The 15025-nt window shown below is 67.0% G+C and carries 13 protein-coding genes and 2 tRNA genes; 14 read left to right on the forward strand and 1 reads right to left on the reverse strand.

Annotation, left to right across the window (positions count from 1 at the left end):
- Positions 1–153: 153 nt before the first annotated feature.
- A complete protein-coding gene (locus FOB72_RS30335) occupies positions 154–1038 on the forward strand; it encodes a hypothetical protein (protein ID WP_150376930.1) in 885 nt (294 codons plus the stop codon).
- A gap of 74 nt (positions 1039–1112) precedes the next feature.
- On the opposite strand, the gene FOB72_RS30340 is transcribed toward FOB72_RS30335, so the two are convergent.
- The gene (locus tag FOB72_RS30340; RefSeq protein ID WP_150376931.1) at positions 1113–1808 is read right to left on the reverse strand and encodes a DUF1120 domain-containing protein; all 696 of its coding nucleotides are present in this window, start codon (positions 1806–1808) and stop codon (positions 1113–1115) included.
- 160 nt (positions 1809–1968) lie between these two features.
- Here FOB72_RS30340 and FOB72_RS30345 point away from each other — a divergent pair, with 160 nt between their 5' ends.
- The 13 genes from FOB72_RS30345 (at position 1969) to FOB72_RS30405 (ending at position 14881) form a co-directional block, all read left to right on the forward strand.
- Positions 1969–3099: an acyltransferase family protein gene (locus FOB72_RS30345; protein WP_150376932.1), complete on the forward strand. Its 1131-nt coding sequence runs from the start codon at positions 1969–1971 to the stop codon at positions 3097–3099.
- A 163-nt stretch (positions 3100–3262) separates the two neighbouring features.
- The gene (locus tag FOB72_RS30350; protein WP_150376933.1) at positions 3263–4501 is read left to right on the forward strand and encodes a GTP cyclohydrolase II; all 1239 of its coding nucleotides are present in this window, start codon (positions 3263–3265) and stop codon (positions 4499–4501) included.
- On the forward strand, positions 4498–5799 hold the full coding sequence (locus FOB72_RS30355; RefSeq protein WP_150376934.1) for a URC4/urg3 family protein: 1302 nt from the start codon (positions 4498–4500) through the stop codon (positions 5797–5799). Before FOB72_RS30350 ends, FOB72_RS30355 begins: the two co-directional genes overlap by 4 nt.
- Positions 5800–5901: 102 nt before the next feature.
- Positions 5902–6597: a uracil phosphoribosyltransferase gene (upp, locus tag FOB72_RS30360; protein ID WP_150376935.1), complete on the forward strand. Its 696-nt coding sequence runs from the start codon at positions 5902–5904 to the stop codon at positions 6595–6597.
- A 14-nt stretch (positions 6598–6611) separates the two neighbouring features.
- The gene (locus FOB72_RS30365; RefSeq protein ID WP_150376936.1) at positions 6612–7280 is read left to right on the forward strand and encodes a TetR/AcrR family transcriptional regulator; all 669 of its coding nucleotides are present in this window, start codon (positions 6612–6614) and stop codon (positions 7278–7280) included.
- Positions 7281–7382: 102 nt separating this feature from the next.
- Entirely contained in the window at positions 7383–8345 is a 963-nt protein-coding gene (locus tag FOB72_RS30370; protein ID WP_150377582.1) for a BMP family protein, read from the forward strand.
- A gap of 67 nt (positions 8346–8412) precedes the next feature.
- Entirely contained in the window at positions 8413–9987 is a 1575-nt protein-coding gene (locus FOB72_RS30375) for an ABC transporter ATP-binding protein (RefSeq protein WP_150376937.1), read from the forward strand.
- Positions 9977–11095, forward strand: coding sequence for an ABC transporter permease (locus tag FOB72_RS30380; RefSeq protein WP_150376938.1), 1119 nt, complete (start codon positions 9977–9979; stop codon positions 11093–11095). The genes FOB72_RS30375 and FOB72_RS30380 overlap by 11 nt, the downstream gene beginning before the upstream one ends.
- Entirely contained in the window at positions 11095–12045 is a 951-nt protein-coding gene (locus FOB72_RS30385) for an ABC transporter permease (RefSeq protein ID WP_150376939.1), read from the forward strand. The genes FOB72_RS30380 and FOB72_RS30385 overlap by 1 nt, the downstream gene beginning before the upstream one ends.
- Positions 12046–12073: 28 nt before the next feature.
- Positions 12074–13354 carry an amidohydrolase family protein gene (locus FOB72_RS30390; protein ID WP_150376940.1) on the forward strand — a complete coding sequence of 427 codons (1281 nt, stop codon included), beginning with the start codon at positions 12074–12076 and terminating at the stop codon, positions 13352–13354.
- Positions 13355–13448: 94 nt separating this feature from the next.
- Positions 13449–13535: transfer RNA gene (locus FOB72_RS30395), tRNA-Leu, on the forward strand.
- Between the two features lie 447 nt (positions 13536–13982).
- On the forward strand, positions 13983–14702 hold the full coding sequence (locus FOB72_RS30400; RefSeq protein ID WP_223851647.1) for a hypothetical protein: 720 nt from the start codon (positions 13983–13985) through the stop codon (positions 14700–14702).
- Between the two features lie 102 nt (positions 14703–14804).
- Positions 14805–14881 (forward strand) — tRNA-Arg (locus FOB72_RS30405).
- The last annotated feature ends 144 nt before the right edge of the window (positions 14882–15025 follow it).

Consider the following 15025-nt stretch of genomic DNA (forward strand, 5'->3'; position numbering starts at 1 on the left):
CACGAGCGCATCCCTGTGCCCGATAGGACATGGGCCGATAAACCCTTGGACGCGATTTCGCGCAATACTGACGGGTGCAGATTAAGCAAGCCTTAAGTTTCGCCGGATTGTTGACTTAAAGTGACTAAAAGAACACAAAAATACGGCTCCCTGATGGCGATGGCGCTGCTCGCCGGGCCGGCGCTCGCACAGACCGCACCCGATGCAGCACCCGGTGCCGCGCCCGGCGCCGCACCGGCCGACGCGGCCGCCATCGTGCAGGCGGTCACGCAGCCGATGGCGACCGCGCCGATGCCGGCAGGCGCCGCGCTATGCGAGGCGCCGTGGTTCCGCTCGGGGTCGCGCGTGCAAATGGAGGGCGACGGCGACATGCCGATGTCCATCACGATGATCCTGCGCGAGGTCATGCGCTGGGACACGGGGTGCAGCGCGCAGCTCGAGGTCAGGTCCAAGTCGGCGCTGGCGGCCCTCAAGGGGCCGCCCGTGGACACGAACCAGATGCACGAGATCAACATCGACCGCCGCGGGGCAACGGCCAAGACCAGTATCGACAGCCGCAATGCCGTGATCAATGCGCGGGCGAAATATGCGCGCGTGTTCGGTGAAGCGGCGTTTCGGGGCAGCGGCGTATTCAATTACGCGGGCCTCGATATCCGCGAGGGCATGATGCTCGAGGGCGAGATGTTCCGGTCGAGCGTCTCGCTCAAGATCTACCCGATTGCCAAGGACGAGGTAGTTGGGTCGATCCAGGCGCTGTATGCGACCGTCCTCGTCGGCTCGCGCCACGTCGGGCGCAAGCAGATGATCGATACCGTGATGGGTCGCAAGGAATGCCTGCCGATTACCTACGAGAAGCGCACCTCGCTGGGTCCGCTGCAGGTCGGCGACGAATATCTGCAGGTGGAGCCGAGCCTGCTGAACGTGACCGACTGGTACTGTCCGTCCGAAGCGTTCGTGCTCCGGACCGAGATCCGGCAGAACAACCGGTTGCAACGCGTGGACGTGACGGCCATGGAGATCGACCCGCCCGACCGGTAACGTCGCGGCGCGCAAGGCCGCGACGCTCCTGACTCGCCTGACTCGCTCGCTGCGCGTCACGGCTTGCACGCGGTTTACAGGTAGACGAGGGACAGCGTCGCCGAGCCGTCCAGCTCGATCGTCTGGTCCAGCTTGGGCAGCGCGTCCGCCTTCGGCAGGTAGGCGTCCACGCGCAGCGGCGTCTGGAACTGCCGCCGTGCCGCCGGGGTGGTCGAGCCGGGTTCGGCCCAGCTCAGCATGGAGACGCCGTCGGCGCGGAGCGTACGCAACGAGTTGCGTGCCCAGTTCCGGCCCTTGTCGTCCGAGATCAGCAGCGCGACCTCGCCTTTCTCGGTAGCGGCCGTGGCGCCGGGCGTGATCGTGTAGGCGCCGAGCTTGAATTCGTTGAACTTGCCGAGCCCGAAACCATACAGGTCGATGCCAGTGATGTCGGCACGCGTGCCGACGCGATTGTCCCTGACGGCGACGCCCACGCGCGTTTCCAGCTCGCAGTGGATGGTCAGCACCACCTCGCGCTGGCCGGGCGAGTAACCTGCCGTGCTCTTCGAGACGACCGTGGCGGAGATCGTGCCGTAGTCCACTTCTCCGTTCTCGGACAGCGCGATGCGGCAGGCGGACGGGCGGATATTGCCCCGGACACTGACGTCGCTGTTGTCGTTCGCCGCCATGGCGGCGGGCGCGACGCCTAGCGCGACACCGAGCGCGGCCGCGAGCGCAACGGAAGGGAAAGAACGGGAAAAAGGAGAGAAAACGAGGGAGGTGACGCTCATTAGTGAACTCCGCGTGGTGGAAGTGCACCATTGTGATAATCCATGTGACGAATGGTAATCGCCGTTCTCCGATAATGCGCGGTATGCACCGCATCGGACAGGTTACGCACCACAAGGTAGAATGCTGCCCTTCGCGTAACTTCGCCGTCACCCCATAACAATGAGCTCCCGTCCGTCCCGGATGGCGTGCATCGACGCCCTCAAGGCGGTCAGTTCCCAGCTGATCGTGCTGCACCATCTGTCCTTCTACGGCCCCATGTCCGATGCGGCCCACTCGCTCGCGCCCGGCCTGATCGACTGGATGTCGGACTACGCGCGGATTGCCGTGCAGGTCTTCCTCGTCATCAGCGGATTCCTCGCCGCACGCAGCCTCGCGCCGGGCGGGCATCTGCTGGTGCGGAACCCGGTCGCCACCGTGTGGCGACGGTACCGCAAGCTGGTGGTGCCCTATGCGGCCGCGATCGGCGTCAGCATCGTGGGCGCCGCGCTCGCGCGAAGCTGGATGGTGCACGACTCGATTCCGGCCGCGCCCCATGTGAAGCAGTTCCTCGCGCACCTGCTGCTGCTGCACAGCGTGCTGGATGTGGACGCGCTGTCCGCCGGCGTCTGGTACGTGGCCATCGACCTGCAGTTGTTCGCGTTGCTGATTGGCGCGCTGTGGCTGGCGCGCGCGGGCTCGGCCGCGGGGCTGGCGGGGACTGACGGCCGCCCCTGGGGCATGCCGCTGGTGGCGGCGCTCGCGGTGGCCTCGCTGTTCTGGTTCAACCGCGATGCCGCCTGGGACGTTTGGGCGATCTATTTCTTCGGCGCTTACGGTGCGGGCTCGCTGGCGTTCTGGGCATCGGACAAGTCGCGTTCCTCGCGCGCGCTCGTGGCGCTTGCCGCCGTGGGCGTGGCGGCGCTGGCCGTGGACTTCCGGCTGCGCATCGCGGTGGCGCTGGCCACGGCCCTCGTCCTCGCGATCGCGCGTCGGGGCGGCTGGCTCGAAGACTGGCCGCGCGGGCGCGTGGCCGCCTATTTCGGCAAGATTTCCTACTCCGTCTTCCTCGTGCACTTTCCGGTCTGCCTCGTCGTGAACGCGTTCGTACACCATGTGGCGCCCGGGCAGCCGGTGCTCAACGCGCTGGGCATGGTGCTCGCGTGGGTCGCGAGCAACGTGGCGGGGGCGCTGTTCCACCGTCACGTGGAAAGCCGGGACCTCGCGGGCCAGCTGGCGGCCCAGTGGAAGGTCCTGTGGAAGGCGTGGTGGGCGCGCGACCCCGCCCCTGCCTCGCGGACGACAAAGATCTGAGCACGGCACGCGTCGGACTGGTGCGGCGCGCACACTGCCGGTGCGCGTCTGGACCGTTGCCTGGCGCGCACACTCGTTAAAACCCGATTGGTCTATGGCATGAAGGTTGCCTACTATGGAATCGTAAACCTGACCATTTGGTCAGGATTCCAGTGAGGCTTCCATGTCCGATCACATCGTCCTGACCTCGCATGCCCGGCGCGACAAGCCGGCCGAAGCGATCCACTGGGGCGCGCCGACTGCGGTCGAGCGGGGCCCGGTGATCGCGAGCGTCACCGACCCCGCGCAGCGGAACGTGATCGGCACCCATGCGGGTGCCTACGCGATCTATCGCGCGCTGGCCGTGGCGGCCGGCAACCTGCAGCGCGCGCACCGTCCCGATCTCACGGACACGGCGCCGGCCGAGGCCATCGGCCCGCATCCGCAGTGGGGCGACGCCGGCAAGATCGTATCGCTCGATCCATGGGGGCATCTGGTCTCCACGGCGTTCGAGGACCGCATCGCGGCGGGCGTCGATATCCGCCCGACCATCGCCATCACGCGCGCCCATATCAACATGCCCGAACTCACCGCGGCAATCGCGGCCGGACGGCTCGCGCCCGATGGCGAGATCCTGTTCGCGAACGGGGACGTGCGCGTGACCAAGGCCGCGATCGATCCGGTGTGGTACCTGCCCGGTATCGCCGAGCGTTTCCATATCAAGGAGAGCGTGCTGCGGCGCAGCCTGTTCGAGCAGACCGGCGGCATGTTCCCCGAACTCGTGACGCGGCCCGACCTGAAGGTGTTTCTGCCACCGATCGGCGGCATGACGCTGTATTTCTTCGGCGATATCGCGAAGCTCGGGCAGGACGACACGCGCGTGGCCTGCCGCGTGCACGACGAATGCAACGGGTCCGATGTCTTCGGCTCCGATATCTGTACCTGCAGACCCTACCTCGCGCATGGCATCGAAGTCTGTATCGAGATGGCGCAGCAGGGTGGAGTCGGCCTGGTGGTCTATAACCGGAAGGAAGGGCGCGCGCTGGGCGAGGTGACCAAGTTCCTGGTCTACAACGCCCGCAAGCGCCAGGTGGGCGGCGATCGCGCGGAAACCTACTTCGCGCGGACCGAATGTGTGGCGGGCGTGCAGGACATGCGCTTCCAGGAATTGATGCCCGACGTGTTCCACTGGCTCGGCATCCGGCGTATCGACCGCTGGGCCTCGATGAGCAACATGAAACACGGCGCGCTGACGGCGCAGGGTATCGAAGTGGTGGAGCAGGTGGCGATTCCCGAGGCGCTGATTCCGGCGGATGCGCGCGTGGAGATCGACGCGAAGGTGGCTGCCGGCTATTTCACGCACTACACGCCGCCCGATGCCAACGAACTCGCTCTCGCGAAGGGCAGGGGGTTGAACGAATGAACGAATTTCCGGAGCGTCCGGCAAGCGGGCATGACGAGGACAACGGTAGCGGCTGGCACAGCCCCGTGCCGCCCAATCATCGGGCCAGCCCGTTGCTGACCGCCGAAGCGGTGCGCACGCATTGCGCCACGGTGACCGAGTACGTGGCGGCGGGCGAGTCGTCGTTGTTCACCTGGCATCCCGACCGGGTCCATGCGATCGCGGATTACGTCGCCACGACGATCCGCCGCCGCTATCCCGACCTGCAGGTACCCTATCACAGCCGCTGGCGGCATTTCGAGGCCGGCGCGCCCGGCGAGAAGGTGGACCGCTGGCAGATCCTGTGCGAGCGCGCGGGGCTGTCCGGTGCCGACCATTGCGCCGAACGCGCGCGTATCGGCATCGACCTCGTCATCCCGAGCGTGCTGCTCGATGCGGGTGCGGGCCCGGACTGGCGCTATCGCGATCCGGCCAGCGATATCAACCTGACGCGTTCCGAAGGCCTCGGCGTGGCGAGCTTCGACCTGTTCGCGCGCGGCGGCTTCTCGGCCGAGCACGGCGATCCGCTGCGCGCGGACGGCGAACGGCTGATGCGCATCGATGCCTCGACCATCGCCAACGCGTTCCAGGTGGCGCAGCACAACCCCATCGTCGGGCTCGAAGGACGCGCGGGCCTGCTGCGCCGGCTCGGCGAGGTCGTGCAGGCCACGCCGGCGGTGTTCGGCACGCCCGCGCGGCTCGGCAATCTGTTCGACTACATCGCGGGCCATGCGCGCGACGGCCGCGTGGAAGCGGGCTTCGTATTGCGCACGCTGCTGGTCGCGCTCGGTCCCGTGTGGCCGGGCCGGATCGTGATGGACGGGATCTCCCTCGGCGATTGCTGGCAGCATCAGGCGGCACCGGACGGGCTCGTGCCGCTGCACAAGCTCACGCAGTGGCTCACATATTCGCTGATCGAGCCGCTCGAGGACGGCGGTCTCACGGTCACGGGCCTCGATGCGCTGACGGGCCTGCCCGAGTATCGCAACGGCGGGCTGCTGTTCGACTTCGAGCTCATGAAGCCGCGCGACCCGGCGTTTGCCGCGGGCGTGCATACCGTCGATGAACCCGTCATCGTGGAATGGCGCGCGCTGACGGTGACCGGACTCGATCTCGTGGCCGATGGCGTGCGGCAGGCGCTGGGCCTGAGCGAGGCGGACTTCCCGCTCGCGCGCGTGCTCGAAGGAGGCACGTGGGCCGCGGGGCGGCGCATCGCCGCGCAGCGGCGCGAGGGTGGCCCGCCGCCGTTCGCGATCCAGAGCGACGGCACCGTGTTCTAAACGAAGCAGCAGGATATTGGCAGCATTGCATCGGGCGACGGGCACCCGTCCGTCGTCTTTCGTCTGGCCTTCCGTCTTAGCGACCGATCTGAGGAGCACACCATGACCGACCTGTCCGCCGTGCCCACGGCAGTGGAAGCCTTTGCCGAAACGACCGCGAGCGCGCTGTCGCCATCGGTGCTGGTCGTCAATCATCCGCTGGTGCAGCACAAGGTCACGCTGGTGCGCAGCGAGGAGACCACGACCGACAACTTTCGCCGGCTGGTGCGCGAGATCAGCCAGTTGCTGACGTACGAGGCCACGCGCGACCTCGCGATGGAAACGGTGGCCATCCGCACGCCTGTCGCGCCGATGCAGTCGCCGGTGCTGTCGGGCAAGAAGCTGTGCCTCGTGTCGATCCTGCGCGCGGGCAACGGCTTCCTGGACGGCATGCTGGAATTGCTGCCCGCCGCGCGCGTCGGGCATATCGGGCTGTACCGCGATCCGGAGACGCTGGAGCCCATCGAGTACTACTTCAAGATGCCCGAGGACATCGGGGAGCGCCTCGTGATCGTGGTCGATCCGATGCTGGCCACGGGGAACTCGGCCATCGCGGCGCTCAACCGGCTCAAGGAAGCGGGCGTGACGGCGCTCAAGTATGTGTGCCTGATCGCCTCGCGGCAAGGGCTGCGCGCGCTGCAGGCCGCGCACCCCGATGTACTGATCGTCACGGCGGCGATCGATGAAACGCTCAACGAGCACGGATATATCGTGCCGGGACTCGGCGATGCCGGCGACCGGCTTTATGGCACCAAATGAGAAATACAGCAGGCATGACGGCCGCATCCGCTCCGGCGAATGCCGTGGCGGAAGCGGCGCGTGAACCCGGCGGGCGCATCCGCCAGGAGAACGAGGCATTGATCATGCGCGCGGCGGAACACGTGTTCGCGCGCGCGGGGTTCGCGGGGGCAACCATGGCGGAGATCGCGCTGCGCGCGGGCGTGCCGAAGTCGAACCTCCATTACTACTTCCGTACCAAGCAGGCGCTGTATCGGGCCGTGCTCGCGCACACGCTGCACCTCTGGCTCTCGGAGACGGATATCATCACGGCCGATCATGCGCCGCGCACGGCGCTGGAGCAGTACATCCGCGCCAAGATGCGGCTGTCCGAAAGCCATCCCGATGCGTCGCGCGTGTTCGCCAACGAGCTGCTGCACGGCGCGCCCGAGATCGGCGGCGTGCTTCGCGAAGCGTTGCGCGAGCTCGTCGCGCGCAAGGCGGTGGTGATCCGGCAGTGGATCGCCAGCGGGCAGATGGCGGCCGTTGACCCGCATCATCTGTTCTTCACGATCTGGGCGGCCACGCAGACCTACGCCGATTTCGAGGCACAGGTCTGCGCGGTGCTGGGCGTGGCGGAGCTCGACGCGCGCACGTTCGACGATGCGACCGAGCATCTGGTCGCCTTGCTGTTGCGCGGTTGCGGGATCGCGGCGGACGCCTGAACAAGTTATCAACGCAGTCAAACGAAAAAGGGGAAGGAAGTCATGAAGACTGAACGGGTAGAAATCGTGCGCCGACAGCGCCGTCTGGTGATCGCGCTGGCCATGGCCGGCACGGCGGCCGTGGCCATGGGCACCGCGCCGGGCGCGCATGCGCAGGCCAAGGTCAAGGTGGCGGCGGTGTACACGGTACCCGTGGAACAGCAGTGGGTGTCGCGCATCCACAAGGCGCTCAACGAAGCGAAGGCCCGCGGCGAGATCGATTACGTGTTCTCGGAAAGCGTGTCGAACGCGGACTACGAGCGTGTGCTGCGCCAGTATGCGGAGCAGGGCTCGGCGCTGATCCTGGGCGAGTCGTTCGCCGTGGAGTCGGCGGCGCGCAAGGTGGCCAAGGACTATCCGAAGACCGCATTCCTGATGGGCTCGTCGGGCAAACCGCAGGCGCCCAACTTCTCGGTGTTCGACAACTACATCCAGGAACCGTCGTACCTCACCGGCATGATCGCGGGCGGCATGACCAAGACCAACCATATCGGCATGGTGGGCGGTTATGCGATTCCCGAGGTCAACCGCCTGATGCACGCATTCATGGAAGGCGCGCGCGAGGTCAATCCGAAGGTCAAGTTCACGGTGAGCTTCATCGGCTCCTGGTTCGATCCGCCCAAGGCCAAGGAAGCGGCCTTTGCGATGGTCGACAAGGGCGCGGACATCCTGTACGCGGAGCGCTTCGGGGTGTCCGATGCGGCCAAGGAACGGAACAAGCTGGCGATCGGCAACGTGATCAACACGCAGCCGCAGTATCCGAACACGGTCGTCGCCTCGGCGCTGTGGAACATGGAGCCGACCGTCGCGGCCGCGCTGGCGAAGGTCAAGGCCGGCCAGTTCAAGAACGAGGACTATGGCCAGTACTCGCTGATGAAGTACAAGGGCGCGGAGCTTGCGCCGCTGGGGACCTTCGAGGGCAAGGTGCCGGCCGATCTGATGGCCAAGGTCAAGGCAAAAGAGAAAGCGATTCTCGATGGCAAGTTTGCGGTGAAGGTGGTGGAGACCGAGCCGAAGTCCAATTAAACTTCTGCCCTCACTCCCGGCCCCTCTCCCCCAGCGGGGAGAGGGGCACCGATCTTTTCTACATACGATGTCGAATTCCCCACCGCCGGTGCTGCGCCTGACCGGTATCACCAAACGCTTCGGCAGCCTCGTCGCCAACGACGATATCTCGCTCGAACTGCATCGCGGCGAGGTGCTCGCGTTGCTCGGCGAGAATGGCGCCGGCAAGAGTACGCTCGTCAATATCCTGTTCGGCCATTACGTGGCCGACGCCGGCACCGTCGAGATCGACGGGCAGCCGTTGCCTCCGGGCCAGCCGCGCGCCGCGCTGGCCGCCGGCATCGGCATGGTCCATCAGCACTTCACGCTCGCGGACAACCTGTCCGTACTGGACAACATCCTCATCGGCACCGAACCGCTGTGGCGCTGGCGCCAGCAGCGCGGCGCCGCGCGCGCACGCGTGCAGGAGATTGCCGCGCGCTTCGGGCTGGCCGTGGATCCGCAGGCGCGCGTGGGCGCGCTGTCGGTGGGCGAGCGTCAGCGGGTGGAAATCATCAAGGCGCTCTATCGTGGCGCGCGGGTGCTGATTCTCGACGAGCCGACCGCCGTGCTCACGCCGCAGGAGGTGGACAGCCTGTTCGGCACGCTCGCGCAGCTGATCGCGGAAGGCCTGTCGGTCGTCTTCATCAGCCACAAGCTCGACGAGGTCATGCGTGTATCCCATCGCGTGGCGGTGCTGCGCGGCGGCAAGCTCGTCTCGACGGGCGCCACGCGGGAGACCAGCAAGGCCGAACTGGCCGAACGGATGGTGGGCCGGCGCGTGGAGATGCCGGTTCGCGACGCCAGCCGCACGGTGGGCGAAGTCGTGGCGAAGCTCGACCGCGTGAGCGTGGCGGCCGGCGACGGCCATGGCGCGCTGACGGACATCTCGCTGACGCTGCATGCGGGCGAGATCGTCGGCATTGCCGGCGTGTCCGGCAACGGGCAGGTGGCGCTGGCCGAACTGATGAGCGGCATCGCGACGCCGTCGCACGGCAGCGTGACCCTCGGGGGCCAGCCGCTTGCGGCCGTGCCGCGGAAATGGATCGAGGCCGGCGTGGCGCGCATTCCCGAAGACCGGCATGCACAAGGCACGGTCGGCGACCTCTCGCTATGGGAGAACGCGATTACGGAACAACTGGGCAATCCCGCCTTCGTGCGCGGCGGCGTCATTCGACGCGGCGCCGCGCGCGCATTCACGCGCGGCCTGATCGAACGCTTCGACGTGCGCGGCGGCGGCGCCGAAGTGGCCGCGCGCAATCTGTCTGGCGGCAATATGCAGAAACTGATTCTCGGCCGCGCGCTGTCGGTGCGCGGCGACCGGGCACCGCGACTCGTCGTCGCGAGCCAGCCGACATGGGGGCTCGATATCGGCGCAGTGGCCTATGTGCGGCGCCAGCTGCTGGAAGCCGCGGCGCAGGGCGCGGCCGTGCTGCTGATTTCCGAAGACCTCGACGAGTTGCGCGCGCTAGCCGATCGCGTCGCGGTGATCCACAGCGGTCACCTGACCGCGGCACGGCCCACCGAGGCCTGGACGCTCGCGTCGCTCGGCCTCGCCATGGCGGGCGAGGGCCACGGCGAAGCACACGCCAACGACCGCATGGAGGCCATCGATGCGGCTTGAGGCAAGAACTTCCGTTTCGCGGCTGGCGCTGTTCGGCGCGCCGTTCGGGGCGATCGTCGTCACGCTGGCCGTCTGCGCGCTGCTGGTCGCGTGGGCCGGCGCACCTGTGGGCCGCGCCTATCTGCTGCTGCTCGAGGGCGGTTTCGGCTCGCGCTTCGCGTGGTCGGAAACGCTGACGCGCGCGACGCCGCTGATGCTGACCGGCCTGGCCGTGGCGGTCGCCTTCCGGACGCGGCTGTTCAATATCGGCGCCGAAGGGCAGCTTTATCTAGGCGCGCTGGCCGCGGTGGCGGTGGGCGGACAGGTCGATGGCGGTATGCCGGCATGGGTGGGCTCGCTGCCGGAGGCGGCGCAGGTGTGGGTGCTGTTCGCCGCGATGGTGGCGGCCGGCATGATTGCCGGCGCGTTGCTGCTGCTGGTGCCGGCCATGCTCAAGCTGCGCCTCGGCGTGGACGAGGTGGTGACCACGCTGCTGCTCAACTTCATCGTGCTGCTGCTGGTGTCGATGATGCTGGACGGCCCCATGAAGGATCCGCTCGCGATGGGCTGGCCGCAGTCGGTCGCACTGGTGCCCGAGCTCGAACTGTCGCGCCTGATGGAGCGGTCCCGCGTGCATAGCGGGCTGATCGGCGCGGTGCTGCTGGCCGTGGTGGTCTGGGCCATCAACCGCTTTACCGTGTTCGGCCTGCAAATGCGCGCGGTGGGCGCCAATGCGCGCGCGGCCGCATTCGCGGGCATGCCCGTGGCGCGCGTGACCGTGCTGGCGGCATTGCTGTCGGGCGCGCTGGCGGGCCTTGCCGGCGTGGTCGAGGTGGCCGGCCGCACGGGCTACCTGACACTCGATATCTCGCCCGGCTACGGCTACGCGGGCGTGGTCATTGCGATGCTGGCAGGGCTCCATCCGCTGGGCGTGGTGGCTGCCTCGATCTTCGTGGCGGGTATCCTGGTGGGCGCCGACGGCATGAGCCGCGCGGTGAACGTCCCTAATACCATCGCCGACGTGATCGTCGCGGTGGCACTGATCTCGATGCTGGTGGCGACGATGCTCGCGCGATATCGCGTCCGCTTCGACGGTATCCGTTTCAACCGCAGCGGGAGGGCCGGGTAATGGAACTGCTCGATATCCTGTCCGGCGCCCCGTTCTGGGTCGCCGTGCTGCGCGTGGGCACGCCGCTGATCTTCGGCACGCTGGGTGTGCTGCTCTGCGAGCGCGCGGGTGTGCTGAACCTCGGCATCGAAGGCATCATGGTGGCCGGTGCATTCTCGGGCTGGCTGGCCGTGTATCACGGCGCGCCGCTTTGGGGCGGCGTGGCGGTGGCCGCCGGCGTGGGCCTGCTGTTCGGGCTGCTGCATGGCGTGCTGACCGTGTCGCTGGCGCTGTCGCAGCACGTGGCCGGGCTCGGCGTGACGATGCTCGCGACGAGTCTCTCGTACTACGCGTACCGGCTGGGCTTTGCTTCGGTCTCGACGCCGCCGACGATCACGCCGTTCGCGCCGATGACGTGGCTCGAAGGCATTCCCGTGATCGGTCGCGTGCTGGGGGCGGAAACCGCATTGACGCTCCTTGCGCTGCTGCTCGCGCCCGTGCTTGCGTGGCTGCTGTATCGCACGCCACTGGGGCTCGCCATCCGCATGGTCGGCGAGAATCCCGCCGCGGCCGAGGGGCAGGGCATCCGCGTGGGTGCGATGCGCATCGGCGCCGTGATGGCCGGGTCCGCGCTCATGGCCGTGGGCGGCGCGTTCCTGACCACGTCGGCATTCAACGCGTTCTTCTTCAATATGGTGAACGGCCGTGGCTGGATCTGCGTGGCGCTTGTCGTCTTCGCCTCGTGGCGGCCGGGCCGCGCGCTGCTCGGCGCATTGCTGTTCGCGGCGTTCGACGCGCTGCAGTTGCGCCTGCAGCAGGGCGGCGCGAGCCTGCCGGGACTGCCCGCGCTGCCGTATCAGTTCTATCTGATGCTGCCGTATCTGCTGTCGATTCTCGCGCTGGTGCTCGTGGCGCGGCGCGCGGCGTATCCTCAGGCGCTGATGAAGCCGTACCGCAAGGGCGAGCGCTGACCCCAATACTGGAAAACTTCCTCACATCATGTTCGATCTGATCCTGCGTCATTGCACGCTGCCCGACGGCCGCAAGGACGTCGATATCGCCATCGAGGGCGGCCGTATCGCCGCCGTCGAGGCAAACCTCGCGGCACAGGCCAACGAAGAGATCGACGCGGCGGGTCAGCTGGTCACGCCGCCGTTCGTCGATGCGCACTTCCATATGGACTCGACGCTCTCGTTCGGGCTGCCGCGCGTGAACCAGTCCGGCACGCTGCTCGAGGGCATCGCGCTGTGGGGCGAGCTCAAGCCGCTGCTGACGCAGGAGGCGCTCGTGGAGCGCGCGCTCGCGTACTGCGACTGGGCCGTGGCCAAGGGCCTGCTCGCGATTCGCTCGCACGTCGACGTCTGCGATCCGCGGCTGCTGGCCGTGGAGGCGCTGCTGCACGTGCGCGAACGCGTCAAGCCGTATCTGGATCTGCAGCTGGTGGCATTCCCGCAGGACGGCGTGCTGCGGTCGCCGTACGCGCTGGACAACCTGCGGCGCGCGCTCGATATGGGCGTGGATGTGGTCGGCGGTATTCCGCATTTCGAACGCACGATGGCGGACGGTGCCGCTTCGGTGGCGCTGCTGTGCGAGGAAGCCGCCGCGCGCGGCCTGCGCGTGGACATGCATTGCGACGAGAGCGACGATCCGATGTCGCGGCATATCGAGACGCTGGCCAGCGAGACGGTGCGACTCGGCCTGCAGGGACGCGTGACCGGGTCGCACCTGACGTCGATGCATTCGATGGACAACTACTACGTGTCCAAGCTGCTGCCGCTGATGCGCGAGGCGGGGGTGGCCGCGATTGCCAACCCGCTGATCAACATCACGCTGCAGGGCCGGCACGATACGTATCCGAAGCGGCGCGGGATGACGCGTGTGCCGGAACTGCTGGCCGCTGGCGTGCCGGTGGCGTTCGGGCACGACTGCGTGATGGATCCCTGGTACAGCCTCGGCACGGGCGACATGCTCGAGGTCGCGCATATGGGACTGCACGTGGGGCAGATGACGGGGCAGGACGCGATGCGTGCGTGCTTTACCGCGGTAACGGAGACGCCGGCGCGCATTCTCGGACTCGAAGGCTATGGCATCGCGCCCGGCTGCCGCGCGGATCTGGTACTGCTGCAGGCGGGCGATCCGGTCGAGGCGCTGCGTCTGCGCGCGACGCGTTTGCTCGTGCTGCGCGCGGGCAAGATCGTGGCACGCACGCCGGCGGCCACGGCGACGCTCGATCTGCCGGGACGCCCTTCGGCCGTCGACTTCCGTCTGCATCGCGGGTGAAGATTTTTTGCGATAGGGTGTTGACAGAGATCTGCCTGGTCAGCATAATTGCGTTCTTCGCTTCGCAAACACAGCAACACGTTAGCGCGACGAAGCCCAGATGGCGGAATTGGTAGACGCACTAGGTTCAGGTCCTAGCGGTGGCAACACTGTGGAGGTTCGAGTCCTCTTCTGGGCACCAATTTTGAAAGCCCTGCTCATCGAGCAGGGCTTTTTCAATTCTGCGCCCAGAAAGGGAAGTCCTGAGGACTTCCCGCGAGGACGAGAAAAGGCTGCGCTTGCAAGCGCAGCCCGGGGTCGCGCATGGGTGACCGAGTCCTCTTCTGGGCACCAATTTTGAAAGCCCTGCTCATCGAGCAGGGCTTTTTCAATTAAAGCCCGCGGCAACGCGGGCTTTTTTGCGTCTGGCCGGTCTGCACGGCACCCCACATTCGTAGCTAACCATTGCATGGGCACTGGCCTATGCTCAAATCGATCGGGCACGATAACGCCCGGCGAGGTGGTTGCCATGACCATGCGGCTGCATGTGGGAGAGAGGGGTGCCGGGCACTGTCCCGGTGGCGCACGTTCTGTCGCCGCGGATATCCGCCTCCGATGTTTCCTGCATGGTTGCTGTCTGCTCGCGCTGATGCTGAGCGCGCTGTCACGGGCCGAGTATGCGGATGGCCTGCTCGTCGCCGCCAATCTTCCCGAGCCCGGTCCGGCCGAGATCGTCAGCGCGACGACCGAGGCCGCGGCCGAGATGCCAGCGAGCGCGCCAGGCGAGGTCATGACGCTCGCCTCGTTCGGACCGCCGCCGCTTTCGCACCAGACCGTCGACGTCGACTACGCGCCGCCATCATCGCGCTCACCGGGTGCGACGGCGAATCGCATGTCGGGCACGCGAGGCATGTCCCTGCACCTCGACGACGTGACCACCGCCACCGGTTTTGCCGATAGCCGCATTCGCGCGCTCGCGCTCGCGCTCGATGCGGAGGTGCCGCGCATGGGCGGCGTCACGATCCAGCCGCGTGTTGAGGTTGCCTACCGGCCATCGAACACGGCGCTGCCCGCGTTCATGGATCCGCAGTCGGAGGTCAGCGCCACCGGCCTTGCCGTGCGGCTATACGGCTCCCGGCCCACGCGCCTGTCCGGCGTGTATCCGTTCGTCGAGGCGGACTGGTGGCAGGACAATCGCGCCAAGGTCATCAACATCAACGGGACGCGCATCGATACCGATCTGCTGCGCGGGCTGTTCTCGTTCAATGTTGGCGCGCACGGCAATCCTGCGACGGGGCTGAAGGTCTGGTTCAAGGCGAAGGCGGGCAGCAACCCGAGCGCGACGATCGGCGCGCGGTATCGTTGGTGACCAAAGCGATGGTGATCAAAGCGGTGGTGCGGGCCCGATGAAAATGTTGCGTGGAAGGGGGTTGCGCAAATCAGAAACTGCGATACAATTGCGGCCTCGCGTGCGGCTGTAGCTCAGTTGGATAGAGTACTTGGCTACGAACCAAGGGGTCGTGGGTTCGAATCCTGCCAGCCGCGCCACCTATGCGAAAACAAAAGCCCGGAGCTCCGCTCCGGGCTTTTGTTTTTTGTGCGCGCGGTTTTGTACGCCGCCTCCGGTGTGTTCGTTTCCCCCTAAATCAGCCGTTCGGGTCATTGACACTGGCAGGGCCGGGAGACATCATT

It is taken from the genome of Cupriavidus pauculus, assembly GCF_008693385.1.
Taxonomy (GTDB): domain Bacteria; phylum Pseudomonadota; class Gammaproteobacteria; order Burkholderiales; family Burkholderiaceae; genus Cupriavidus; species Cupriavidus pauculus_D.

Excerpts from the sequence above, each read along its gene's own strand:
- FOB72_RS30335 (WP_150376930.1), top strand. The coding sequence starts at position 154 with ATGGCGATGGCGCTGCTCGCCGGGCCGGCGCTCGCACAGACCGCACCC.
- FOB72_RS30340 (WP_150376931.1), bottom strand. The coding sequence starts at position 1,808 with ATGAGCGTCACCTCCCTCGTTTTCTCTCCTTTTTCCCGTTCTTTCCCT.
- FOB72_RS30345 (WP_150376932.1), top strand. The coding sequence starts at position 1,969 with ATGAGCTCCCGTCCGTCCCGGATGGCGTGCATCGACGCCCTCAAGGCG.
- FOB72_RS30350 (WP_150376933.1), top strand. The coding sequence starts at position 3,263 with ATGTCCGATCACATCGTCCTGACCTCGCATGCCCGGCGCGACAAGCCG.
- FOB72_RS30355 (WP_150376934.1), top strand. The coding sequence starts at position 4,498 with ATGAACGAATTTCCGGAGCGTCCGGCAAGCGGGCATGACGAGGACAAC.
- upp (WP_150376935.1), top strand. The coding sequence starts at position 5,902 with ATGACCGACCTGTCCGCCGTGCCCACGGCAGTGGAAGCCTTTGCCGAA.
- FOB72_RS30365 (WP_150376936.1), top strand. The coding sequence starts at position 6,612 with ATGACGGCCGCATCCGCTCCGGCGAATGCCGTGGCGGAAGCGGCGCGT.
- FOB72_RS30370 (WP_150377582.1), top strand. The coding sequence starts at position 7,383 with ATGGCCGGCACGGCGGCCGTGGCCATGGGCACCGCGCCGGGCGCGCAT.
- FOB72_RS30375 (WP_150376937.1), top strand. The coding sequence starts at position 8,413 with ATGTCGAATTCCCCACCGCCGGTGCTGCGCCTGACCGGTATCACCAAA.
- FOB72_RS30380 (WP_150376938.1), top strand. The coding sequence starts at position 9,977 with ATGCGGCTTGAGGCAAGAACTTCCGTTTCGCGGCTGGCGCTGTTCGGC.
- FOB72_RS30385 (WP_150376939.1), top strand. The coding sequence starts at position 11,095 with ATGGAACTGCTCGATATCCTGTCCGGCGCCCCGTTCTGGGTCGCCGTG.
- FOB72_RS30390 (WP_150376940.1), top strand. The coding sequence starts at position 12,074 with ATGTTCGATCTGATCCTGCGTCATTGCACGCTGCCCGACGGCCGCAAG.
- FOB72_RS30400 (WP_223851647.1), top strand. The coding sequence starts at position 13,983 with ATGCTGAGCGCGCTGTCACGGGCCGAGTATGCGGATGGCCTGCTCGTC.